The following is a 17,123-nucleotide window of genomic DNA, read 5'->3' as shown; positions in this document are numbered from 1 at the left end:
AAACCATGAAAAGAAATATTACCCCTACATCGGTAGAGCGGGTGATGCGTGAGGACGATTTTATCGTCTCCATGACCGATCTCAAAGGCCGTATCACGTATGGCAACCGCATCTTCATCGAATTCTCAGGCTACAGCGAGTCCGAGTTGATTGGCGCCCAGCACAACATCATCCGTCACCCGGACATGCCGCGCGCGGTATTCAAGCTGCTGTGGGACAAGATCCAGAATCGCGAGGAGTGCTTCGCCTATGTGAAGAACATGGCCAAGGACGGCGGCTTCTACTGGGTGTTCACCAACGTCACGCCGACATTCGATCCGGCGGGAAACATCACAGGCTATTTTTCGGTGCGCCGCAAACCCAAGCTGAGCGGTGTGCAGACCGCGAGTGCGGTGTATGCCGCGATGCTGGAAGCGGAAAAGAAAGCGGGGCCGGCCAATGCCATCGCAGCCTCCACCAAGATACTGGTCGACATATTGAATGAAAAGGGACTCAGCTATGACGAACTCGTCCTTGCAATTTAGATTTTCCGCGCTGCTGTGGTCGTTTTCGTTCGGCGTGCTGGTCATCATCCTGACCAGCTTCGCCCGGCATGGTGTGGACGCGTTCATGCTCGGCTTCCTGGTGTTCAGCGTGGGCGTGTCGATCTGGGGGCAATGGCTGGCGCGGCGCTGGCTGGCGCCGGTGGCAAGATTGAAGGCGGTCATCGACGAAGTCGCCGAGGGGAAATTCAACAGCCGCGTGACCGGGATATCCGAACAGAAAGACGAGATCAGCCTGCTGTGCTGGAGCGTGAACGACATGCTGGACCAGCTCGGCGCGTTCTTCCGCGAACAGGAATCGAGCTTCCGCGGCAATCTTGCCGGCAACTTCAACCGCGTGGCGATGGGCGGCGGGATGCATGGCGGATTCAGAAAGGGACTGGAAAACCAGAACATTCTGCTTGAGGGGATGGCGGGCCAGAAACTCGCGGCGATGCGCACCAACATGCTGTCGCGCGCACATCACCTCAATACCGAAAACCTGCTGAAGAACCTGTTGTCCAGCCAGCAGGACCTGAAGGTGATCACCGACAACATGGAGCAGCTGGCGTCGCTGTCCAGGCAGACCCGCGAGGATGCGGAAGAGAGCCGTTCATCGGTGAAGGATGTGGTAGAGCGGTTGTCCGGCATCGTCGTGCGGGTGAACCATGCCAATACGGCGATCACCCAGCTGAATGCCCGCAGCACCGAGATCAACAAGGCGGTGGGGCTGATCACCTCGATCGCGGACCAGACCAACCTGCTGGCATTGAATGCGGCGATCGAGGCGGCGCGAGCAGGCGAGGCGGGGCGCGGCTTTGCGGTGGTGGCGGACGAAGTGCGCAAACTCGCCGAGAACACCAAGAACGCATCCGAGTCGATCGGCCGCATCATGCAGATGTTGCAGGGCGAGGCAGCCAAGATGCTGGTGGACTCCGAGGAAATGCACGAGATCGCCAATTCTTCGCAGGGGGTCATCGGCAGACTGGAACAGAAGTTCGGACAGTTCTACGAATCGGCTGTCACCACACTGGCGAGCGCGCGTTACGCGCAGGATCTGAGCTTTGCCTCGCTGGTCAAGGTGGACCACGTCATTTACAAGCAGCGCGCCTATGTCTTGGTGAGCAATGCGGATAACGAAGAATTCAAGAAGGCGGTGGGCGTCGATCACCACAACTGCCGTCTGGGCAAGTGGTACGAAGGCCCGGCCAGGGAAGTGTTCGGCGACTCGCCTTCATACCGCAAGCTGGCCGCGCCGCATGCCAGGGTACACGGCTGCGTGCATGAGATGGTCGAGATGCTGGGGCACAAGTGGGAGCGCGACGAGGCGGTGCAGGACAAGATATTCGACGCGCTCAAATGTGCCGAGGAGGCCAGCCTGGAGGTGATGCAGGTGATCGACCAGGTCGTCGTCGACAAGCACCCGAACATGGGCAAGGCGGCATAAGCGCCGCCTCAGAGACTGTTTCGATCAATCGGGTTCGGGCATGAGCTCGCGCAGTATCTGGTAGATCTCGCGGTAATTCTTAGGAGGCTTCCCGGCCTCCTTTTCTTTTTTGGCGTTGCGGATCAGCGCGCGCAGGTGTTGCGCATCGGCTTGCGGGTGTGCGGCGAGCAGTTCGGTCAGCGCATCGTCGTTCTCCAGCAGGCGGTCGCGCCAGCGTTCCAGCCGGTGCAGGTGGACGGTGTGCTGCTGTGACTTGCCCTTCCACGCATCCAGCTTGGCGATGATCGGGGCTGGGTCCACGTCGCGCATCAGCTTGCCGATGTACTGGATCTGGCGACGCTGTGCGCCGAAGGAGTTGATGCGGTGCATCTCGCGTATCGCATCGCGCAGGCTTTCGGGAATGTCGAGTTGCGCGAGCTGGTCCTTGCCCAGTTCGGTCAGTTCCTTGCCGAGGTCGCGCAGCTCGTGCATCTGCTTCTTGATCTTGGTCTTGCTGGGTGGCAGCTCTTCCTCGTCGTCTGCCTCCACGGGCTGGTTGCGCAAGCCGCGTCCGCGCGTAGATGGGCTGTCAGTCTTGCGCGCCTGGGGGCGGATGACTTCTACCTCTCCATCGTCATAAATCTCGCCGTCACCCTGCAAGCCGTCTTCATCCAGCAATTCTGCGTCGTGCTCGTCTTCGTCGCCTCCGAGATGGATGTGGAGCGGTTTGTTTTTGTCTTGTTTGTTGTGCTGATTCATGGCTGCGAAATGGCTATAAGATGCTGCTATGATAACGCCTTTCCTCGTCCCGTTCGCTCAGTTATGAATCGCTCCGTTCCGACCGTGCCGCGTTTTTCCCATTCCGCAGATACATTGCGCGACATCGCGCAGGACTTGCTGGACTACGCCAAACAGCGCGGCGCGACCGCCGCTTCCGCCGACGTGTCGGAGGGTTTCGGGCAGACCGTCACGGTGCGCCATAACGAAGTGGAGACCATCGAATACAACCGCGACAAGGGGCTGGGCATCACCGTCTACATCGGCCAGCGGCGCGGCAACGCCAGCACCTCGGATTTCTCGCGACAGGCAGTGCGCGACACGGTGGATGCCGCGCTGTCCATAGCGCGCTATACCGCCGAGGACGACTGTGCCGGGCTGCCGGAGGCCGGCCTGCTGGCGCACGACTGTCCCGATCTCGACTTGTACCATCCCTGGGATCTGCCGGTGGACGATGCCATCGGACTGGCGCGCGAATGCGAACAGTCCGCGCTGGCGCGCGACAAGCGCATCAACAATTCGGAAGGCGCGACGGTGAACGTGCACGAATCGCAGTTCGTGCATGCCAACAGCCAGGGCTTCATGGGCGGTTATCCCGCCTCGCGCCACAGTCTCAGTTGCGCGGTGATCGCGGGCAAGGACGACGCGATGGAGCGCGATTACTGGTACAGCGTGGCGCGCGACGCGAGCGAGATACTGCGTGCTGACGAGGTGGGGCGCATCGCCGCGGAGCGCACGGTGCGCCGCCTCAATGCACGCAAGCTGGCCACCATGCAGGTGCCGGTGCTGTTCGAGGCGCCCATCGCCTCCAGCCTGCTGGGCCATTTCGTCGGCGCGGTCAGCGGCGGCAGCCTGTATCGCAAGTCGTCCTTCCTGCTCGGGCAGATGGACAAACCCATCTTCGCTCCGCACATCAACATCGAGGACGTGCCGGACATTCGCAGGGGGCTGGCCTCCAGCCCGTTCGACGACGAGGGCGTGCGCGTGCAGAAGCGCCGCGTCGTCGAGGACGGCGTGCTGCGCGGCTATTTCCTCGGCAGCTACTCGGCGCGCAAGCTCGGCCTGCAGACTACGGGCAACGCGGGCGGCAACCACAACCTGATCCTGAGCCCCGGCGAACTCGGTTTCGACGGACTGCTGAAGCAGATGGGGCGCGGGCTGCTGGTCACCGAGTTGCTCGGCCAGGGCGTGAACCACGTCACCGGCGACTATTCGCGAGGCGCGGCGGGCTTCTGGGTGGAGCACGGCGAGATCCAGTACCCGGTGCAGGAGATCACCATCGCGGGCAACCTCAAGGACATGTTCCGCAACATCGCCGCCGTGGGCAACGACGTGCTGGTACAGGGCTCGCGCCAGTGCGGCTCGATCCTGGTCGAGGGGATGACTGTCGCGGGACGCTAGGGGCGCTGAACAAGTCCTCCGTTCGTGGTGAGCTTGGTGAAACTACTAGCCAGCCGACTAGGCTGCCAGGAAACACCAGCCAAGTCGTTGGTTATGTCGAACCATGAACGGAGGATGTCTCCGGATCAATTGGTGGCAGAGCTTGCCCTTCGACAAGCTCAGGGCGAACGGCTTGTTCAGCGTTTTCCTGGCTTGGCATGATAAAATCCGCGCCTTTACAGCTTTCCAACCCAATTTTTAACTCTTAGGACTATTCGCCATGTTTTCGAGAAAAAACACCATCGCCACCGTTGATCCCGACCTGTGGGCCGCGATCCAGAACGAGAACCGCCGCCAGGAAGATCACATCGAGCTGATCGCCTCGGAGAACTACACCAGCCCGGCGGTGATGGAAGCCCAGGGCAGCCAGCTGACCAACAAGTACGCCGAAGGCTATCCCGGCAAGCGCTATTACGGCGGCTGCGAGTATGTGGACATCGTCGAGCAACTGGCGATCGATCGCGCCAAGGCGCTGTTCGGCGCGGAATACGCCAACGTGCAGCCGAACTCCGGCTCGCAGGCGAACCAGGCCGTGTACATGGCCGTGCTCAAGCCCGGCGACACCATCCTCGGCCTGTCCCTGGCGCACGGCGGTCACCTGACCCACGGCGCGTCGGTCAATGCCAGCGGCAAGCTGTACAACGCCGTCCAGTACGGCCTGAACGACAAGGAAGAGATCGACTACGACCAGGTCCAGGCATTGGCCACCGCGCACAAGCCCAAGATGATCGTGGCGGGCGCTTCCGCCTACTCGCTGGTGATCGACTGGAAGCGTTTCCGTGAGATCGCCGACAGCGTGGGCGCATACCTGTTCGTGGACATGGCGCACTACGCCGGTCTGGTCGCTGCGGGCGTGTACCCCAGCCCCGTCGGCATCGCGGACTTCGTCACCACCACCACCCACAAGACCCTGCGCGGTCCGCGCGGCGGCATCATCCTGGCCAAGGCCGAGTACGAGAAGGCGCTGAATTCGGCGATCTTCCCCGGCATCCAGGGCGGCCCGCTGATGCATGTCATCGCCGGCAAGGCAGTTGCCTTCAAGGAAGCGGCCAGCAAGGAATTCAAGGCATACCAGATGCAAGTGGTGGACAACGCCCGAGTGATGGCGAAGGTGCTGCAAGAGCGCGGCCTGCGCATCGTCTCCGGCCGCACCGACAGCCACGTGTTCCTGGTCGACCTGCAGGCCAAGAACATCACCGGCAAGGACGCCGAAGCGGCACTGGGCCTGGCTCACATCACCGTGAACAAGAACTCCATCCCGAACGACCCGCAGAAGCCGTTCGTGACCTCCGGCATCCGCATCGGCAGCCCGGCGATGACCACCCGCGGCTTCAAGGAACTCGAAGCCGAGAAGCTCGCTCACCTGATCGCCGACGTGCTGGATGCACCGACCGACGAGGCAGTGATTGCGCGCGTCGCGGGCGAGGTGAAGAAGCTGACGGCGCAGTTCCCCGTGTACGGAGCCTAATGCAGGATATGGGATACAGGAGACAGGATTCAGGGGAAAGCCCTGTTGTACCTGAATCCTGTATCCCGAATCCTTAATCCCATGAAATGCCCGTTCTGTAAAGGCGATAACACCCAAGTGGTGGACACCCGCGAAAGCGAGGAGGGCGACAGCATCCGCCGCCGCCGCCGTTGCCTTTCCTGCGACAAGCGCTTCACCACCTACGAGACGGTGGAGTTGCGCATGCCGCAGGTGGTGAAGCAGAACGGTATGCGCAGCGAATTCGACGAGGATAAGCTGCGCACCAGTTTCAACCGGGCGCTGCACAAGCGCCCGGTTTCCACCGAGCTGGTCGATGCGGCCATCGACCATGTCACGCAGAAAGTCTTCGCGCTGGGCGAACGAGAGATCGGTTCGCGCCAGATCGGCGAGATGGTGATGAAGGAGCTGCTCAAGCTCGACAAGGTGGCCTATATCCGCTTCGCTTCGGTGTACAAGAGCTTCGAGGACGTGGACGATTTCGCCGACGCGGTGAATGCGGTACGCAAGACGCCGCGCCGCAAACCACAAAACTGACCATGCTGACGCCGCAAGACAGCGAGTGGATGGCGCAGGCACTGCGGCTGGCCGAGCGCGGCCTTTACACCACCAGTCCCAATCCCCGCGTCGGCTGCGTGCTGGTGCGCGATGGCAAGGTCGTCGGGGAAGGCTGGCACGAGCGTGCGGGCCAGCCCCATGCCGAAGTCCATGCCTTGCGCGAGGCCGGCGAGGCGGCGCGAGGTTCGACGGCCTACGTCACCCTCGAGCCCTGCAGCCATCACGGGCGCACGCCGCCCTGTGCCGATGCGCTGATCGCCGCCGGCGTTTCGCGCGTCGTGGTCGCGGTGCAGGACCCCAATCCCCAGGTCGCCGGAGAAGGCATCGCGAAGTTGCGCAATGCCGGCATCGCCGTCGAGAGCGGCCTGATGGAAGCGGCGGCGCGCGAACTCAACATCGGCTTCTTCGCGCGCATGACGCGCGGAACGCCGTGGGTCAGGAGCAAGACCGGCATGAGCCTCGACGGTCGCACCGCGCTCGCCAACGGCGTCAGCCAGTGGATCACCGGCCCCGCGGCGCGGCGCGACGTACAGTACTGGCGCGCGCGCTCCTGCGCGGTGCTGGCCGGCGTCGGCACGGTGTTGGCGGACGATCCGCAGCTCAACGTGCGCGAAATAGAAACAGACAGACAGCCGCTGCGCGTGGTGCTGGACAGCAAGCTGCAGACGCCTCCGTCGGCGCGCATCCTGGAAGAGGGGAATGTGCTGATCTACACGGCCATGAAAGATGAGGCGAAGATCGCCGCGTTGCGGCAAGCGGGCGCGGCGGTGGAGCTGTTGCCGGACGGCGACGGGCAGGTGGATCTGCCCGCAATGCTGCGCGACCTCGCGCAGCGCGGCATCAACGAAGTGCTGGTGGAGGCCGGCAGCACGCTGAACGGCGCGCTGCTGCGCGCGGGGCTGGTGGACGAGCTGCTGCTGTACGTCGCGCCGCAGCTGCTGGGCGACGCCGCGCGCGGCATCGCGCAACTGGGCGAATTGACAGCGCTGGAACAGCGCATCGATCTGACATGGCAGGACGTGCGCCAAGTGGGCGCGGACCTGCGCATCGTGGCGAGAGTGAAAGGAAAAGAAAATGTTTAGTGGAATCGTGGCCGACGTCGGCATCATCAAGCGCGCGGAGGACCGTGAAGGCGGCCTGCGCCTTTCCGTGGCGACCGAAGCGCTGGGCATGGACGACGTGAAGCTCGGCGACAGCATCGCCGTGAACGGCGTGTGCCTGACCGTGGTGAAGCTGGAAGGCAATACCTTCACCGTGGACGTGTCGCGCGAGACGCTGAACTGCACCGTTGGGCTGGACAAGCAGGGCGGACACGTCAACCTGGAAAAGGCGCTACGCCTGTCGGACCGCCTGGGCGGTCACCTGGTCACCGGTCACGTGGACGGCGTGGGCGAAGTGGTCGCCTTCAACGACATCGGCGAGAGCTGGCGGCTGGTGGTGCGCGCACCGCACGCGCTGGCGAAATACATCGCGGTGAAGGGCTCCATCACCATCAACGGCGTGAGCCTCACCGTGAACCGTGTCGCGGGCAGCGAATTCGAAGTGAACCTCATTCCGCACACGCTGGAGGTCACCACGCTCAACGAACTGAAGGCGGGCGCGAAGGTGAATCTGGAGATCGACCTGATTGCGCGGTATGTCGAGAGGATGATGGCGGCGGAGCAGGATTAATCCGGGGGCGGTGGATGTTTGTAGGGGCGGGTTTCAAACCCGCCCGAGTCAAAACCAAAAAACAAAATCAAAACCGCCGGGGGTTGCCCGGCAGCAAGTTACCTTTCTTGTCTTGCCAAGAAAGGTAACCCAAAGAAGGCGCCCCCGGTTTGCCGCCGCTACGCGGTTCCCTCGACCAGACGCAAACGAGCGGGGCTGCGCAACTCGCACGATCCGCTACGCGGCCACGTGCTCAAACAGTGCTCGCCCAACCCCACCGCTCGTTCGCGCCTGATCGAGGCGGCGCACAGGGGACGAAAGCAAAACCCAAAAACAGCATGGCGAGCTGTCGCTCGCCATGCGTTAACCACAATGCTGAGTGGCTAACGTTTGACATAAGGGGCGCGCTTTAGCGCGTCCCGCTTGATGGATGGGTTGGGCCTCATGAGTAGAAATTCCTCAGCGAAAAGAGGACTAGGAAAACAAAGGCACAGAGAATTCCGCCTACGGCACATACACCACCCAATGATAAAAACTTTAAGCGGGAATCTTCTACCATGCCTGAATCGGCTATCGCCAAGCCAACTGCGGCCATTGATAGAACCGAGCTGACCAACGAGACGAAGAAGCAGAAGAAAGTAATGCCGATCAAAACAGTCCAGGACGGCGCTTTGAAGAACTTCTCAAGCAGAGTGGCTAATAGCAGAAGGGACGCTGTTGAAAGAGTTGTCAGGTGTTTGAAGAAGTCATAGTAGATCTTCAGACCTTCGATATAGTCTTTGTGCTGCTGCTCCTTGGTCGGGTGCTTTATCTCGGTAGTCATGTTCAGCGATGTAGTGGCGTTGAGGTTCAACGTAAAGTAGATGGCAAAAATGCCATATATTCTGGAACGAACTGCCATATAAGCTGGCGCATTGTTTTCTATCTCCCTGTTTCCATTGCAAGCCGGTCGGATAAATGCGGCGAGCCGCAAATCAAACACGGCTTTTGTTGCTGACTGATTTAACCGCCCGCAACCCTAGCCGACCTTCACGCCGAAAACAATATGCTGGAATATCTATGCATTTTCAGCCCTTGCCGTACAGCGCGCGCAACTCGTCCTTTGCCTGTTCGAGGACGCGCTTCTGGTTTTCGTCGAGGTTTCTGCCCGCGCGGTTGATGTAGAACACCAGCATGGACATGGCGGAGCGGAAGGGCGGGGCTTTGCGGCGGGTGCTCGCTTCCGCCGAGCGCTTGAGCGATTCCGCGATGCGTTTCGGGTCGTGCCAGGTGAAGACGCCTTCCTCCAGGCCGAGCGCGAAGCTTTCTTGCGTCACCTTCGCGGACCAGTAGCGGGGTGCGATTTGCCGTGCCATTCCCTTCGATCCTCCGTACAGGGCAAGCGGGGAGCCGTGCCGAAATGGTAGAATTGCACATCTTCGGCGGCCGCGCATCCTGCGCGGCCCGCCTTTTCAGAGGTTTTGCATGACAGACGTTGCACCGATACAGGACATCATCGCCGAAATGCGCGCCGGGCGCATGGTGGTGCTGGTGGACGAGGAGGACCGCGAGAACGAGGGCGACCTGGTGTTCGCGGCCGAGTTCGTCACGCCTGAGAAGATCAATTTCATGGCGAAGTTCGGGCGCGGGCTGATCTGCCTGACGCTGACCGGGGAGCATTGCGACCAGCTCAAGCTGCCGTTGATGGTGAATGAGAACGGCCTGCCGCTGGCGACCAACTTCACCATGTCCATCGAGGCGGCGACGGGCGTGACCACCGGCATCTCGGCGGCGGACCGTTCGCGCACCATCCAGGTGGCGGCGGCGAAGGATGCGAAGCCTGCCGACATCGTGCGGCCGGGTCACATCTTCCCGCTGCGCGCGAAGAGTGGCGGCGTGCTGGTGCGCGCGGGGCACACCGAAGCGGGCTGCGACCTGGCTCAGCTGGCGGGGCTGACGCCCGCTTCGGTGATCTGCGAGATCCTCAAGGACGACGGCGAGATGGCGCGCCTGCCCGACCTGATCCCGTTCGCGAAGGAGCACGGCCTGAAGATCGGCACCATCGCCGACCTGATCGAATACCGCATACAGAACGAGACGCTGATCGAGCGCGTGGCGCGCCGCACGGTGCAGACCGCCTACGGCGAACTCGACCTGGTGACCTACACCGACAAGACCACGCAGCGCGTGCACCTGGCGCTGGTGAAGGGCGACATCCAGCCGCAGAACGAGACGCTGGTGCGCGTGCACGAGCCGCTGTCGGTGATGGACTTCCTCGAGCAGGCCAGTTACCCGCAATCGACCAGCGTGCACGACGCGCTGACCCGTATCGCCGCGGCGCCGGCCGGTGTGCTGGTGCTGATGCACCACGCCGAGACTTCGCAGGACCTGCTGGCGCGCGCTGCCGCCCAACCCGAGGCGCAGCACGCGCAGTGGGACCCGCGCAATTACGGCATCGGCGCGCAGATCCTGCGCGACCTCAACGTCGGCAAGATGTGCCTCATCGCCACCCCGCGCAAGCTGCCGAGCATGACCGGCTTCGGGCTGGAAGTGGTGCGTTACTGTCACAACAAGGAAAAGCAATGAAAGAACTGGAAAAGAATCTGAGCGGCAAGAGCATGCGCATCGGCATCGTGCAGAGCCGCTTCAACAGCGAAGTGTGCGAGGGCCTGCTGGGCGCTTGCCGTGCGCAACTGGTGCAGCACGGCGTGGCCGAAGACGACATCACGCTGGCGACCGTGCCCGGCGCGCTGGAGATCCCGCTGGTGCTGCTGCGCATGGCGGAGAGCGGCAACTTCGACGGGCTGGTCGCACTCGGCGCGGTGATCCGTGGCGACACTTACCACTTCGAAGTGGTTTCGAACGAGTCCGCGCGCGGCGTGGGCGACGTGCAGCTCGCCAGCTGCGTGCCGATCGCCAATGCGATCCTTACCACCGACACAGACGAACAGGCGATCGCGCGCATGCACACCAAGGGCGGCGAAGCGGCGCAGGTCGTCATCGAGATGGTCAACCTGCTGCGGGACATAGGATGAGCGAAATGGAAGCGAAGAAGACAGCGGCCGTCAGTCCGCGCCACCGCGCGCGCGAGCTCGCGATGCAGGGTATCTACCAGTGGCGCGTGTCGGGCAGCGATGCGCACGACATCGAGAAGCAAGTGCTGGAGGCGAAGGCGCTGGGCCGGTTCGACAAGGGCCTGTTCACCAAACTGCTGCGCGGCGCGCTGGCACAGCACGCCGAGACCGAGGCCTTGCTGACCCCGCACCTCGACCGTCCGCTCGCCGATCTCAGCCCGGTGGAATTCGCCGTGCTGCTGCTGGGCGCATACGAGCTGTCGCAGCACATCGAGACTCCCTACAAGGTGGTCATCAACGAGGCGGTCGAACTGGCCAAGACCTTCGGCGGTACCGATGGCCACAAGTACGTGAATGGCGTGCTCGACAAGCTCGCCCCGCAAGTGCGCGCGGTGGAGTTCGCCGCGCGCAGCAAGACCTGATGCGGACGCATGTCCGAATTTGACCTGATCCGGCGTTTCTTCACCCGCGCCACTCCCGGCGCGGTGCTCGGCGTGGGCGACGATGCCGCGCTGCTGCAGGTGAGCCCTGGCAACGTGCTGGCCGTCTCCACCGACATGCTGGTGTGCGGCACGCACTTCTTCCCCGATGCCGATCCCTTCCTGCTGGGCCACAAGACGCTGGCGGTGAACCTGTCCGACCTCGCGGCGATGGGTGCTGTGCCGCGCTGGGCGACGCTGGCCATCGCCATTCCGAGCGAGGAGGAGGCATGGCTGGAGCGGTTCAGCGCGGGCTTCTTCGCGCTGGCGCAGCAGCACGGCGTCGACCTGGTCGGCGGCGACACCACGCGCGGGCCGCTCAACCTGTGCGTGACCATCTTCGGCGAAGTTCCCGCGCAGCAGGCGCTGCGCCGCGACGGTGCAAAGGCCGGAGACGACATCTGGGTCTCCGGCGAACTGGGCGATGCGGCGCTGGCACTGGCGCATCTGCTGGGGCGCATCAAGCTGGGCGAGGCAGAGCTCGCTGCCTGTGCAGCGCGCCTGCACCAGCCGCACCCGCGCGTGGCACTGGGCTTGGCACTGCGCGGCATTGCCAGCAGCGCGATCGACGTTTCCGACGGCCTGCTCGCCGATCTCGGTCACATCCTCGAACGCTCGAACGTCGGTGCGGAGATCGAGTTCGATGCCTTGCCGGTCTCGCCTTGGCTGCGCGGCCGTTTTCAGCAGAAGCTGGCCCTGTGCGGCGGCGACGATTACGAGTTGTGTTTCACCGCACCCGCCGCGCGCCGCGCCGAGGTCAAGCGCATTGCCGCGCAGCTCGGTCTGCCGCTGACCCGCATCGGGGAAATCGTTGCAGGCCGGGGATGCATCGTGCACGATACGCACGGACATCCGATCGATATCGAGGTCGAGGGTTATGACCATTTCCGCTGATCTGCTCGTCAAGCCGAGCTGGCGCTTCCTGTTCAGCCATCCGGCGCACCTGCTGTCGTTCGGCTTCGGCAGCGGCCTTGCACGCAAGGCGCCGGGCACCTTCGGCACGCTGGTCGCCTTCCCCATGTACTGGTTCCTGGCACCCCGCCTGTCGGACGCGATGTTCATCCTCGCGCTGGTATGGGCGTTCGCCATCGGCGTGTGGGTGTGCGACATCACCGGCAGGGCGCTGGGCGTGGCCGACTACGGCGGCATTGTGTGGGACGAGGTGGTCGCCTTCCTGATCGTGCTGTTCTTCACGCCGCCGGGCTGGGAATGGTCGCTGCTGGCCTTCGCGCTGTTCCGTTTCTTCGACATCGTCAAACCGCCGCCGATACGTTATTTCGACAGCACCTGGCACGGCGGCCTGGGGGTGATGTTCGACGACCTGCTCGCCGCCGGATACACGCTGCTGTGCATGGCGGTCATCAAGAGCTTGCTGCCATGATGCTCATCCGCTCCCTCTTGCTTATCTCGCTGCTGCTTGCTGGCGGCGTGGCACAGGGAGCGGAGTTCGTTGCCAAGGTGATCGCCGTGCTGGATGGCGATACCGTTCTCGTCAAGCGCGCGAACGGCCTGAAGAAGATCCGCCTGGCCGGTATCGATGCACCGGAAAAGGCGCAGACCTTGGGCGATACGTCACGGCGTTCGCTGGCCGACATGGTGCTGGGCAAGCAGGTCAAGGTGGCCAGCGAGGCGGTCGACCAGTACGGGCGCATGGTCGCGCATCTCAGCGTGGACGGGCTGGACGTGAATGCCGAGCAGATCCGCCGCGGCATGGCGTGGGAGTACTCCCGCTTCCACAACGATCGCGCGATGCTGGCTTTGCAGGAAGAGGCCAGGCGGGAACCGCGCGGCCTCTGGGCGCTGAGCGACCCGATGCCGCCCTGGGAGTGGCGCAAGCTGCATCCTTCTACACTATCCGAACCGTCCCCTCATGTTGGCACCAGTGCGGCGGTTGATGCGCCGACTGCGGATCCGGTCTGCGCCAGCAAGAAGCGCTGTTCCCAGATGACTTCCTGCGAGGAAGCACGCTATTACCTGAATCGCTGCGGCGGCAAGCTGCTCGACGGCGATGGCGACGGACTGCCCTGTGAGCAGTTGTGCGCGCCACAGGGCAAAGCCCCATAGGGTGCAGACCGTATTGCCGCATCTCATGCGGTGACGCACCATCCCGGTTCTTTCAATGCACTTCCGAAAGGAGCCGACATGAACCAGGTTTCAAACGATGCCTCAGTCACCCTCAAGGGCGCGCCGGTCACGGTGCGCGGCAGTTTTCCCAAGGTCGGACAGGTCGCGCCCGCGTTCTTGCTGGTGGACAAGGACCTGAAGGATGTTTCGCTGAAGGACTTTGCGGGCAAGCGCAAGGTGCTGGACATCGTGCCCAGCCTCGACACTTCCCCGTGCTCCATCACCGCGCGCAAATTCAATCAGGCCGCGACCGGGCTGCGCAACACCGTGGTGCTGGTGATCTCCGCAGACCTGCCGTTCGCATCGAGCCGTTTCTGTTCCGCCGAGGGATTGCAGAACATCGTCACGCTGTCGCTGATGCGCGGACGCGAATTCCTGCACGACTACGGTGTGCAGATCGCTGATACTCCGATGAGTGGGCTGGCCGCACGCGCGGTGGTGGTGCTGGATGAGAACGACCGCGTGCTGCATGCCGAGCTGGTGAGCGAGATCACCCACGAGCCGAATTACGATGCAGCACTGGCCGTTTTGAAATGACGGGTGAGCAAGGGCCATAATGCCCCTTGCTCTGGAGACAGGCCTCAGTAGCCGGTGATGCGCCCTTCGATGACGGGCAGCGCCTCGCTGCTGATCAAGGACCAGATCAGGCGTGCCACCGATTCTGGGGCGATCACGGTGTGCTGGTTCTTGTGCGCGGCGAGCTGTTCGCGCAGCTGTTTGCGCACGTCGGGATTGCCGGTCAGGTCGAAGATGATGTCCACCTTGTTACCGGCGGCCGCGATCTCTTCCAATGTGGCCATCGGGATGCCGGCGGCGATCGCCTGGGCCTTGCCCGGCGTATTGGACGGTTCGGCGGCGAACAGCAGGTTCAGCCTCTCCTGTTTGCCGGATATTTCACGCAGAAAAGCCGAACCGATCCTGCCCAGACCCACCAGTGCAATATTCTGTTTCCCCATGATCTCTCCCTTGTAATTGAATGCTGCGTTCCGGATGGAACGCGGAGCAGTATAGCGCCCATTCGGTGAGTGGGGGAATAGCGGCCCGGGTGGTTTACTCCGGCAGGATATCCAGGGAACGGCAGCCGTTCGCGTCACAGTGCAACGCCGAGCCTTCCCGGTGCCAGTCGGCCAGCACCCAGCGTTCGCAGCGGTGTCCGTCCACGATGTGTTCGTGCCGATTGGGGCGATGGGTGTGGCCGTGGATCAGGCGCGGGTAGCGGTACTCGCGCAGCAGGGCGGCGACGGCATCGATATTCACGTCCATGATCGCGCTGGCCTTATGTTGCTTCTCGGCCTTGCTGTGCGCACGCAACTGCTCGATGTAGGCCTTGCGTTCGGCCAGCGGCCGGGCGAGGAACTGGCGCTGGAAATCGGCATCGTGCACCTGCGCGCGGTAGCGCTGGTATTCGGTATCGCTGGTGCATAGCGTGTCGCCGTGGCTGAGCAGCGTGGGGGTGCCATACAGGTCGATCAGTGCCGGGTCGCCCAGCAGCGTGGCGTGGCAAGCCTGCGCCAGTGCCTGCCCCATCAGCAGGTCGCGGTTGCCGTGCATAAGAAATACCTTGGTGCCGCGTTCCGCGATGCCGCGCAGGGCGGCGATCACCTGCTGGTGGAACGGGTCATGCAGGTCGTCGTCTCCCGCCCAGTATTCGAACAGGTCGCCGAGGATGTACAGCGCCTCCGCCTGCGGCGCGATGCCGGAGGCGAAACGCCGGAACACCGCCATGCTTTGCGGCTGGTCTGCACCGAGATGCAGGTCGGAGATGAACAGGGAGTGGGGCATGTTCAGGATACGGGATCAGGATACAGGATTCGGGAAATCGGGCAGTGCCCCTGAATCCTGTATCCCGTATCCCGAATCCTTACTGGACTACTTCAGCCTTGGTGATGACGACGTCTTCCTTCGGCACGTTCTGGTGGAAGCCGCTGTTGCCGGTCTTGACCTTCTTGATCGCGTCCACGACTTCCTTGCCCTCGACCACCTTGCCGAACACGGCATAGCCCCAGCCGTCCTGGCCGGGATAGTCGAGGAAGTCGTTGTTGCGCACGTTGATGAAGAACTGCGCGGTGGCGGAATGCGGGTCGCTGGTGCGCGCCATGGCGATGGTGTAGTTCTCGTTCTTCAGGCCGTTGGCCGCTTCGTTCTTGACCGGCGCGTTGGTCGGCTTCTGCTTCATGCCGGGCTCGAAACCGCCGCCCTGAATCATGAAGTTGTCCATCACGCGGTGGAAGATGGTGCCGTCGTAGAAGCCGCTGTTCACGTATTCGAGGAAGTTCTTGACGCTGAGCGGGGCTTTTTCGGCATCCAGTTGCAGGGTGATGGTGCCGAGGTTGGTGTGCAGTTTGACCATGGTTTTCTTGCCTTGAGTTGATGAATAGGAAGGTTGCATCGCGCAGCACAACAGCAGCGCGAACAATGCGGTAATCAGTTTCTTCAGGTTCATGCCGAGCCCTCGTAGACGATCTGCCAACGGTTATTCTGTTTGATCCAGTACTGGCGTTTCTTCATGCGGTTGGACAGGTTGCTGCTACTGTAGTCCTGCTCGAAGTTGACCACGGCCATGTCGGGCTGATCGGGATAGGTGAACACGCTGATGTTCGACAGGCCCACCTTGATCCACGACTTCGCGCTGTTCACCTGTTGTTTCTGTTTCGCCCATGCGGCGTAATTCGCGCTCTCGCTGGAGAAGCTGCGCGAATAATGTTTGAGGTAGGCATTGGTGTCCAGGCTGGACCAGTCCTTGCGCCAGCGTTCGATGGTCTGCAGCAGTTCCTCGCGTTTGCCGCGGTCGTTCTCGTCGAGCCAGTCCACGCGGTTGGCGATGATCACCGGCGTGATGCCCACCTGCAGGTAGGGGGCGAGCTTGTCGAGGTCGTCGTTAGCCAGCACAACGCAGCCGTTGCTGGCACGCGGCGGGCGGCTGTAGGTGTCGGAAGGCGTGCCGTGCAGCCAGATGCCGCTGCCGGTGCGATTGTTCCTGCGGTCCCATTCGTTCGGGTAGCTGAGCGGATACGCGCCGTTGCCGTACAGGTCGGCAAGCGATTTCCTGGGCAGCTCGGATTTGACGAAATACACGCCGATGGGCGTGCGCTGGTCGCCCTCGGAATACTTCTCGCTGCCAAGTTTGCCGATGGTGACGTAGAAATCGGTCACATAGCGCGGTTCGCCATTCACGTTTTCATAGACGAACAGCGTGGAGCGGCTGGTATCCACCACCAGAGCATATTTCTGTTCGCTATCCATCTTCCACAGGAAGCTGGGAGCGAGCTTGCTGTCGGGCTGCGACAGGGCGCGCTGCAGGCGCACGCGCGCTTCATCGCGCAGGTCGTCGATCTTGTCGCGCGGGGCGTTGGCGGCGCTGCCGAAACTGTTGATCGCGCCGGCGCGGGCCATCAGCAGGTCGCCCTTGACCAGGTGTGCCAGCTTGAATTTCGGGTTGGATTTGAGCAGCGAGTCGACTTCGTTGAGCGCGACGTCGAGATGGTTGTTCTGGATGGCCTGCAGGCTCTTCGCCAGCTGCGCCTCGGTGCTGCGCGAATCGGGCGCGGCATGCGCCACGCCCGTCAGCAGGGCGCACAGCAACGAAGAGGCCAGTGCCGGACGCAACAT

General features: G+C 62.7%; 21 protein-coding genes. 14 read left to right on the top strand and 7 right to left on the bottom strand.

The window, feature by feature from the left end; translation table 11 throughout:
• Nucleotides 1-5 precede the first annotated feature (5 nt).
• Together FGKAn22_RS09875 and FGKAn22_RS12600 are read left to right on the top strand one after the other, a co-directional pair.
• Nucleotides 6-524: a PAS domain-containing protein gene (locus FGKAn22_RS09875; RefSeq protein ID WP_212785477.1), complete on the top strand. Its 519-nt coding sequence runs from the start codon at nucleotides 6-8 to the stop codon at nucleotides 522-524.
• Nucleotides 514-1,968 (top strand): methyl-accepting chemotaxis protein, encoded by a 1,455-nt coding sequence (locus FGKAn22_RS12600; protein WP_212785476.1) that lies wholly within the window; start codon nucleotides 514-516, stop codon nucleotides 1,966-1,968. Before FGKAn22_RS09875 ends, FGKAn22_RS12600 begins: the two co-directional genes overlap by 11 nt.
• 24 nt (nucleotides 1,969-1,992) lie before the next feature.
• On the opposite strand, the gene yjgA is transcribed toward FGKAn22_RS12600, so the two are convergent.
• A complete protein-coding gene (gene yjgA, locus FGKAn22_RS09865) occupies nucleotides 1,993-2,706 on the bottom strand; it encodes a ribosome biogenesis factor YjgA (RefSeq protein WP_212785475.1) in 714 nt (237 codons plus the stop codon).
• A gap of 63 nt (nucleotides 2,707-2,769) precedes the next feature.
• Here yjgA and pmbA point away from each other — a divergent pair, with 63 nt between their 5' ends.
• From pmbA to FGKAn22_RS09840, 5 genes are all read left to right on the top strand, one after another.
• Nucleotides 2,770-4,125 (top strand): metalloprotease PmbA, encoded by a 1,356-nt coding sequence (gene pmbA / locus FGKAn22_RS09860; RefSeq protein ID WP_212785474.1) that lies wholly within the window; start codon nucleotides 2,770-2,772, stop codon nucleotides 4,123-4,125.
• 259 nt (nucleotides 4,126-4,384) lie between these two features.
• On the top strand, nucleotides 4,385-5,632 hold the full coding sequence (gene glyA, locus FGKAn22_RS09855; protein WP_212785473.1) for a serine hydroxymethyltransferase: 1,248 nt from the start codon (nucleotides 4,385-4,387) through the stop codon (nucleotides 5,630-5,632).
• Between the two features lie 81 nt (nucleotides 5,633-5,713).
• Nucleotides 5,714-6,187 carry a transcriptional regulator NrdR gene (gene nrdR / locus FGKAn22_RS09850; protein WP_212785472.1) on the top strand — a complete coding sequence of 158 codons (474 nt, stop codon included), beginning with the start codon at nucleotides 5,714-5,716 and terminating at the stop codon, nucleotides 6,185-6,187.
• Between the two features lie 2 nt (nucleotides 6,188-6,189).
• Nucleotides 6,190-7,290: a bifunctional diaminohydroxyphosphoribosylaminopyrimidine deaminase/5-amino-6-(5-phosphoribosylamino)uracil reductase RibD gene (ribD, locus tag FGKAn22_RS09845; RefSeq protein ID WP_212785471.1), complete on the top strand. Its 1,101-nt coding sequence runs from the start codon at nucleotides 6,190-6,192 to the stop codon at nucleotides 7,288-7,290.
• Nucleotides 7,283-7,879 carry a riboflavin synthase gene (locus FGKAn22_RS09840; RefSeq protein ID WP_212785470.1) on the top strand — a complete coding sequence of 199 codons (597 nt, stop codon included), beginning with the start codon at nucleotides 7,283-7,285 and terminating at the stop codon, nucleotides 7,877-7,879. Before ribD ends, FGKAn22_RS09840 begins: the two co-directional genes overlap by 8 nt.
• Nucleotides 7,880-8,300: 421 nt before the next feature.
• Here FGKAn22_RS09840 and FGKAn22_RS09835 read toward each other — a convergent pair whose 3' ends face one another.
• The gene (locus FGKAn22_RS09835; RefSeq protein WP_212785469.1) at nucleotides 8,301-8,840 is read right to left on the bottom strand and encodes a hypothetical protein; all 540 of its coding nucleotides are present in this window, start codon (nucleotides 8,838-8,840) and stop codon (nucleotides 8,301-8,303) included.
• A gap of 85 nt (nucleotides 8,841-8,925) precedes the next feature.
• Complete coding sequence (locus FGKAn22_RS09830) at nucleotides 8,926-9,213, bottom strand: DUF3175 domain-containing protein (RefSeq protein WP_212785468.1); 288 nt, start codon at nucleotides 9,211-9,213, stop codon at nucleotides 8,926-8,928.
• Nucleotides 9,214-9,322: 109 nt separating this feature from the next.
• Between FGKAn22_RS09830 and ribBA the strand changes: the two genes are divergently transcribed.
• The 7 genes from ribBA (at nucleotide 9,323) to tpx (ending at nucleotide 14,051) form a co-directional block, all read left to right on the top strand.
• Complete coding sequence (ribBA, locus tag FGKAn22_RS09825) at nucleotides 9,323-10,423, top strand: bifunctional 3,4-dihydroxy-2-butanone-4-phosphate synthase/GTP cyclohydrolase II (RefSeq protein WP_212785467.1); 1,101 nt, start codon at nucleotides 9,323-9,325, stop codon at nucleotides 10,421-10,423.
• Entirely contained in the window at nucleotides 10,420-10,872 is a 453-nt protein-coding gene (gene ribH / locus FGKAn22_RS09820) for a 6,7-dimethyl-8-ribityllumazine synthase (RefSeq protein ID WP_212785466.1), read from the top strand. Before ribBA ends, ribH begins: the two co-directional genes overlap by 4 nt.
• Nucleotides 10,869-11,333 carry a transcription antitermination factor NusB gene (nusB, locus tag FGKAn22_RS09815; RefSeq protein ID WP_212785465.1) on the top strand — a complete coding sequence of 155 codons (465 nt, stop codon included), beginning with the start codon at nucleotides 10,869-10,871 and terminating at the stop codon, nucleotides 11,331-11,333. The genes ribH and nusB overlap by 4 nt, the downstream gene beginning before the upstream one ends.
• A gap of 9 nt (nucleotides 11,334-11,342) precedes the next feature.
• Nucleotides 11,343-12,284: a thiamine-phosphate kinase gene (gene thiL, locus FGKAn22_RS09810; RefSeq protein WP_212785464.1), complete on the top strand. Its 942-nt coding sequence runs from the start codon at nucleotides 11,343-11,345 to the stop codon at nucleotides 12,282-12,284.
• The gene (locus FGKAn22_RS09805; RefSeq protein WP_212785463.1) at nucleotides 12,268-12,771 is read left to right on the top strand and encodes a phosphatidylglycerophosphatase A family protein; all 504 of its coding nucleotides are present in this window, start codon (nucleotides 12,268-12,270) and stop codon (nucleotides 12,769-12,771) included. The genes thiL and FGKAn22_RS09805 overlap by 17 nt, the downstream gene beginning before the upstream one ends.
• On the top strand, nucleotides 12,768-13,454 hold the full coding sequence (locus FGKAn22_RS09800) for a thermonuclease family protein (protein WP_246487384.1): 687 nt from the start codon (nucleotides 12,768-12,770) through the stop codon (nucleotides 13,452-13,454). The genes FGKAn22_RS09805 and FGKAn22_RS09800 overlap by 4 nt, the downstream gene beginning before the upstream one ends.
• A gap of 78 nt (nucleotides 13,455-13,532) precedes the next feature.
• Complete coding sequence (gene tpx, locus FGKAn22_RS09795; protein WP_212785462.1) at nucleotides 13,533-14,051, top strand: thiol peroxidase; 519 nt, start codon at nucleotides 13,533-13,535, stop codon at nucleotides 14,049-14,051.
• A gap of 44 nt (nucleotides 14,052-14,095) precedes the next feature.
• Here the strand turns inward: tpx and FGKAn22_RS09790 are convergent, their stop codons facing one another.
• From FGKAn22_RS09790 to FGKAn22_RS09775, 4 genes are all read right to left on the bottom strand, one after another.
• A complete protein-coding gene (locus FGKAn22_RS09790) occupies nucleotides 14,096-14,470 on the bottom strand; it encodes a Rossmann-fold NAD(P)-binding domain-containing protein (RefSeq protein WP_212785461.1) in 375 nt (124 codons plus the stop codon).
• A gap of 94 nt (nucleotides 14,471-14,564) precedes the next feature.
• A complete protein-coding gene (locus tag FGKAn22_RS09785; protein WP_212785460.1) occupies nucleotides 14,565-15,296 on the bottom strand; it encodes a UDP-2,3-diacylglucosamine diphosphatase in 732 nt (243 codons plus the stop codon).
• A 79-nt stretch (nucleotides 15,297-15,375) separates the two neighbouring features.
• The gene (locus FGKAn22_RS09780) at nucleotides 15,376-15,864 is read right to left on the bottom strand and encodes a peptidylprolyl isomerase (RefSeq protein ID WP_246487497.1); all 489 of its coding nucleotides are present in this window, start codon (nucleotides 15,862-15,864) and stop codon (nucleotides 15,376-15,378) included.
• Between the two features lie 89 nt (nucleotides 15,865-15,953).
• Complete coding sequence (locus tag FGKAn22_RS09775; protein WP_212785458.1) at nucleotides 15,954-17,123, bottom strand: L,D-transpeptidase family protein; 1,170 nt, start codon at nucleotides 17,121-17,123, stop codon at nucleotides 15,954-15,956.

The organism is Ferrigenium kumadai (assembly GCF_018324385.1).
GTDB lineage: Bacteria > Pseudomonadota > Gammaproteobacteria > Burkholderiales > Gallionellaceae > Gallionella > Gallionella kumadai.
The sequence above is the reverse complement of the archived record's forward strand: the minus strand, read 5'-3'. Positions and strand labels throughout refer to the sequence as shown.

Coding starts and splice junctions, on each gene's coding strand:
- ribBA (WP_212785467.1), top strand. CDS start 9,323: ATGACAGACGTTGCACCGATACAGGACATCATCGCCGAAATGCGCGCC.
- FGKAn22_RS09875 (WP_212785477.1), top strand. CDS start 6: ATGAAAAGAAATATTACCCCTACATCGGTAGAGCGGGTGATGCGTGAG.
- FGKAn22_RS09805 (WP_212785463.1), top strand. CDS start 12,268: ATGACCATTTCCGCTGATCTGCTCGTCAAGCCGAGCTGGCGCTTCCTG.
- FGKAn22_RS09830 (WP_212785468.1), bottom strand. CDS start 9,213: ATGGCACGGCAAATCGCACCCCGCTACTGGTCCGCGAAGGTGACGCAA.
- FGKAn22_RS09800 (WP_246487384.1), top strand. CDS start 12,768: ATGATGCTCATCCGCTCCCTCTTGCTTATCTCGCTGCTGCTTGCTGGC.
- thiL (WP_212785464.1), top strand. CDS start 11,343: ATGTCCGAATTTGACCTGATCCGGCGTTTCTTCACCCGCGCCACTCCC.
- ribH (WP_212785466.1), top strand. CDS start 10,420: ATGAAAGAACTGGAAAAGAATCTGAGCGGCAAGAGCATGCGCATCGGC.
- nrdR (WP_212785472.1), top strand. CDS start 5,714: ATGAAATGCCCGTTCTGTAAAGGCGATAACACCCAAGTGGTGGACACC.
- FGKAn22_RS09775 (WP_212785458.1), bottom strand. CDS start 17,123: ATGTTGCGTCCGGCACTGGCCTCTTCGTTGCTGTGCGCCCTGCTGACG.
- FGKAn22_RS09840 (WP_212785470.1), top strand. CDS start 7,283: ATGTTTAGTGGAATCGTGGCCGACGTCGGCATCATCAAGCGCGCGGAG.
- FGKAn22_RS09780 (WP_246487497.1), bottom strand. CDS start 15,864: ATGGTCAAACTGCACACCAACCTCGGCACCATCACCCTGCAACTGGAT.
- nusB (WP_212785465.1), top strand. CDS start 10,869: ATGAGCGAAATGGAAGCGAAGAAGACAGCGGCCGTCAGTCCGCGCCAC.
- tpx (WP_212785462.1), top strand. CDS start 13,533: ATGAACCAGGTTTCAAACGATGCCTCAGTCACCCTCAAGGGCGCGCCG.
- FGKAn22_RS09785 (WP_212785460.1), bottom strand. CDS start 15,296: ATGCCCCACTCCCTGTTCATCTCCGACCTGCATCTCGGTGCAGACCAG.
- pmbA (WP_212785474.1), top strand. CDS start 2,770: ATGAATCGCTCCGTTCCGACCGTGCCGCGTTTTTCCCATTCCGCAGAT.
- glyA (WP_212785473.1), top strand. CDS start 4,385: ATGTTTTCGAGAAAAAACACCATCGCCACCGTTGATCCCGACCTGTGG.
- ribD (WP_212785471.1), top strand. CDS start 6,190: ATGCTGACGCCGCAAGACAGCGAGTGGATGGCGCAGGCACTGCGGCTG.
- yjgA (WP_212785475.1), bottom strand. CDS start 2,706: ATGAATCAGCACAACAAACAAGACAAAAACAAACCGCTCCACATCCAT.
- FGKAn22_RS09790 (WP_212785461.1), bottom strand. CDS start 14,470: ATGGGGAAACAGAATATTGCACTGGTGGGTCTGGGCAGGATCGGTTCG.